3 protein-coding genes and 1 pseudogene are annotated in these 3,130 nt (G+C 71.7%); 2 read left to right on the top strand and 2 right to left on the bottom strand.

Annotation, left to right across the window (positions count from 1 at the left end; all coding sequences use genetic code 11):
* Positions 1 to 110: 110 nt before the first annotated feature.
* Positions 111 to 911: a hypothetical protein gene (locus AC2W7G_RS12510; protein WP_485868728.1), complete on the bottom strand. Its 801-nt coding sequence runs from the start codon at positions 909 to 911 to the stop codon at positions 111 to 113.
* Between the two features lie 193 nt (positions 912 to 1,104).
* On the opposite strand from AC2W7G_RS12510, the gene trxA reads away from it, so the two are divergent.
* A complete protein-coding gene (gene trxA / locus AC2W7G_RS12505; RefSeq protein ID WP_131402373.1) occupies positions 1,105 to 1,485 on the top strand; it encodes a thioredoxin in 381 nt (126 codons plus the stop codon).
* A gap of 57 nt (positions 1,486 to 1,542) precedes the next feature.
* Here trxA and AC2W7G_RS12500 read toward each other — a convergent pair whose 3' ends face one another.
* Positions 1,543 to 2,364, bottom strand: a complete 822-nt coding sequence (locus tag AC2W7G_RS12500) for a dioxygenase family protein (protein ID WP_485868727.1) — start codon at positions 2,362 to 2,364, stop codon at positions 1,543 to 1,545.
* Positions 2,365 to 2,493: 129 nt separating this feature from the next.
* Between AC2W7G_RS12500 and AC2W7G_RS12495 the strand changes: the two are divergent.
* Positions 2,494 to 3,130: pseudogene (locus AC2W7G_RS12495) on the top strand (DEAD/DEAH box helicase); the annotation flags it as partial.

Below are 3,130 nucleotides of genomic sequence, written 5' to 3'. Positions count from 1 at the left end.
GGCTCGTCGCCGGAGCACCCCACCAGCGCGGCCGCCCCCAGACCGGCCAGCGAGGCGAGCAGGTGTCGGCGGTCCATGCCCCCGATCCTGCCCGCCCGCCGGCCGTCCCGCTAGCGGTTGCGGATGCGCAGCGTCTGGGTGCGGACGCGCTGCTTGATCGGCGAGTACGTCTTCGCCCGGGTGGCGACGACGCGACGGGTCACGTCGCGCTCGAGCACCAGGTCGGGGAGCTGGACCGACTTGCCGCGCAGGTTGGCCGGCCCGTACCCGACCTCGCGGTACGCGCCGAGGCCGCTGCCGCTGCCCGGGTAGGTGATGACCGAGCGGTCGACGCTGTCGACGCCGGCGATCGTGCCGGAGACCGGGAAGGGGTTGGACCCGCCCACCCGGCAGCTGGCGGTGTAGTCGTACACCGGGACGACGCCCTCCACGACGCTGCCCAGGGCGCCGCCGAGCACCTCGCCGAGCAGCGGGATGATGCCGGTGATGCCGTCGACCACGCCGGTCACGGGCGAGACCACGGGCTCCACCGACGTCACCGAGCACGTCGGGGTGACCGTCGCGCCCTTCCTGTGCGTCACGACGTTCTTGTAGGTGTAGCGCATCGTGTAGCTGCGGTACTTCACGTACGTGCGGACCCTGTAGGTGCCCGCGCCGAGCCGTGCGCGCGGCTTCTTCACCACGAGCCTCTTGCCCTTGCGGTTCCAGACGTCCATCACCGGCGTGCCGACGCGGACGTTCCCCCGAGCGTCCACCGAGGCCTCGATGGTCTTCTTGTGGCCCTTCGTCACGCTGTAGCTGCCCAGCTTGCGGATGGTCACCGAGTCCGCGGCCCCCGCCGTCGTCGCCGAGACGCCCACCAGGCCGATCGACATCCCCGTCGCCACCAGCGCGGTCACCAGTCGCTTCATGCACCTCCCTAGGTGTGAGCCCGCTCACGCGCGGGCTGATGCTGCATGAAACGTGTCGGATGTCACGAAGTCACGCCGAGGGTGCTCCGTGGCCGCTCGGAGCATGTCGTGGCCGCGATCACCAGAAGCGGAATGACGTACGCCGGGCGCGCGTTGCACCAGGGGTACACACGCTCCCGAGGAGAGGTACCCCATGGCTACCGTCGAGCTGACCAAGGACAACTTCGAGTCCACCGTGACCGGCGAGGGCATCACGCTCGTCGACTGGTGGGCCGAGTGGTGCGGCCCGTGCAAGCAGTTCGGCCCGGTGTTCGAGAACGCCAGCGAGCAGCACCAGGACGTCACCTTCGGCAAGATCGACACCGAGGCGCAGGGCGAGCTCGCGGCCGCCGCGCAGATCACCTCGATCCCCACGCTCATGGCCTTCCGCGACGGCATCCTGGTCTTCAACCAGGCCGGCGCGATGCCCGGACAGGCGCTCGAGCAGCTCCTGCAGGCCGTCCGCGACCTGGACATGGACGACGTCCGTCGCCAGCTGGCCGAGCAGCAGGCGCAGCAGGCCCCGCAGGCCTGACCACGACGCACGAAGGGCCCGGTCCGTCACGGACCGGGCCCTTCGTCGTGCGGGCGGTCAGGCCGCGGCGATGAACGACCGCATGCTGATCGAGCCCATGTCCATCGTGTCGTTGAAGAACTCCAGCCGCTCGTCCGGCTCGAGCAGGCTGAGCGCCGCGATCATCGGCCGGTAGTGGTCGTCGGTCGGGACGGCCAGGCGCGCCTCGCTCCACGAGCGGTACGGGTCGACCAGGCGGGCGACGTCGCGCTCCTGGATCGCCACGGCCGTGTCGGCGTCGAACTGCAGCGCCCAGTCGTACGCGGGGGCCTGCGGCTCCCAGCGAGCCCGGCCGAGCGCGTGGACGATGTTGCCCGAGCCGATGAAGACGACCCCGCGGCGGCGCAGCCGGCGCAGCCGCGCGAACAGCTCGTACAGGCGCGGCAGCGGCATCGCGTCGTCGATGCTCACCTGGAGCACGGGCACCTCGGGCGCGGGCGCCAGGAACTTCAGGACGCTCCACGTGCCGTGGTCAAGGCCCCACTGCTGGTCCAGGGCGGCCTCGTACTCGGCGAGCTGGCGGGCCAGCAGGCGGGCGACGTCGTGGTCGCCCCGGGTCTCGTACTGCACCCGGTAGAGCGCGTCCGGGAAGCCGCCGAAGTCGTAGATGACCGGGTTGCGCGGCGCGTCGGTGATGCGCACCTCGCCCGGTGTCAGCCAGTGCGCGCTGACGACCACGATCGCCTGGGCGGTCGGCAGGCCCTCCCCCACGCGCGTCCACGTCCGCGTGTACGCGTTGTCGCTGATCGCGTGCATCGGGTTGCCGTGCCCCACGAACAGCGCCGGCATGAGCGGGCTCGGGACGAGGCGGTCCTCCAGGTCCGAGAGTGCGTACGACATCGCGCCACCTTTGAATAGTTGTTGCTTCAACTATACCCGGACGACCCGACGTGTCCAGGACACCGGGTGACGCGCACGTCACCGTGGACCCGCTTGGGAACGTGGGGACCGACCGGCGACAATAGAAGGATGGTCTTCGTCCGCCCCGACCTGCGCTCGCTGCTGCGCTACCCGGTCGACTTCGAGCTCGCCGACTCCCCCGAGGAGTCGCGCTTCGTGTTCCGCACACCGCGCGGCGACGAGCGGGCCACGGCGAACGAGGCGGTCGGCCCGCTGAGCCAGGGCATCCGGGCGCTGAGCGCCGACGACACCGTCCGCGCCTGGGCCACCCCGGCGCTGGTGGCGCTGCGCATCATGGCGCGCGGGGCGCTGGAGTCCCCCGACGCCTCCGAGCTCAACGAGCTGCGCGAGGCCGCGCGCTACATCGACGTGGACGCCTCGCGCGGCCAGGCCAAGATCGCCGGCTTCCTCAAGGCGCTCGCCGCCGACGCACCCGAGGTCGCCCGCACCCCGCAGCGCGGACGCACGAGCGAGCCGCCCCGTCCGGACGAGCCGCGCACGTTCCGCTACACGCTGACGATCAGCTTCCTGACCGAGCCGACCGACGAGCAGGTCGCGGTGGTGCGGCTGAAGGCCCAGCCGCGCACCGGCCGGTCCGGCCGCGATCGACGCGGCCGAGCTGTTCGGCCCTCGTCCAGCACGTTCAACGAGGACGCCCGGGAGGCGGCCTCGGCGATGCTCGGGGCGCCTGGCCGAGCGGTGGGAG

The sequence above is a fragment of the Aeromicrobium sp. PFPM2_SD2 genome, assembly GCF_057364525.1.
The sequence above is the reverse complement of the archived record's forward strand: the minus strand, read 5'-3'. Positions and strand labels throughout refer to the sequence as shown.

Coding starts and splice junctions, on each gene's coding strand:
- AC2W7G_RS12510 (WP_485868728.1), bottom strand. CDS start 911: ATGAAGCGACTGGTGACCGCGCTGGTGGCGACGGGGATGTCGATCGGC.
- trxA (WP_131402373.1), top strand. CDS start 1,105: ATGGCTACCGTCGAGCTGACCAAGGACAACTTCGAGTCCACCGTGACC.
- AC2W7G_RS12500 (WP_485868727.1), bottom strand. CDS start 2,364: ATGTCGTACGCACTCTCGGACCTGGAGGACCGCCTCGTCCCGAGCCCG.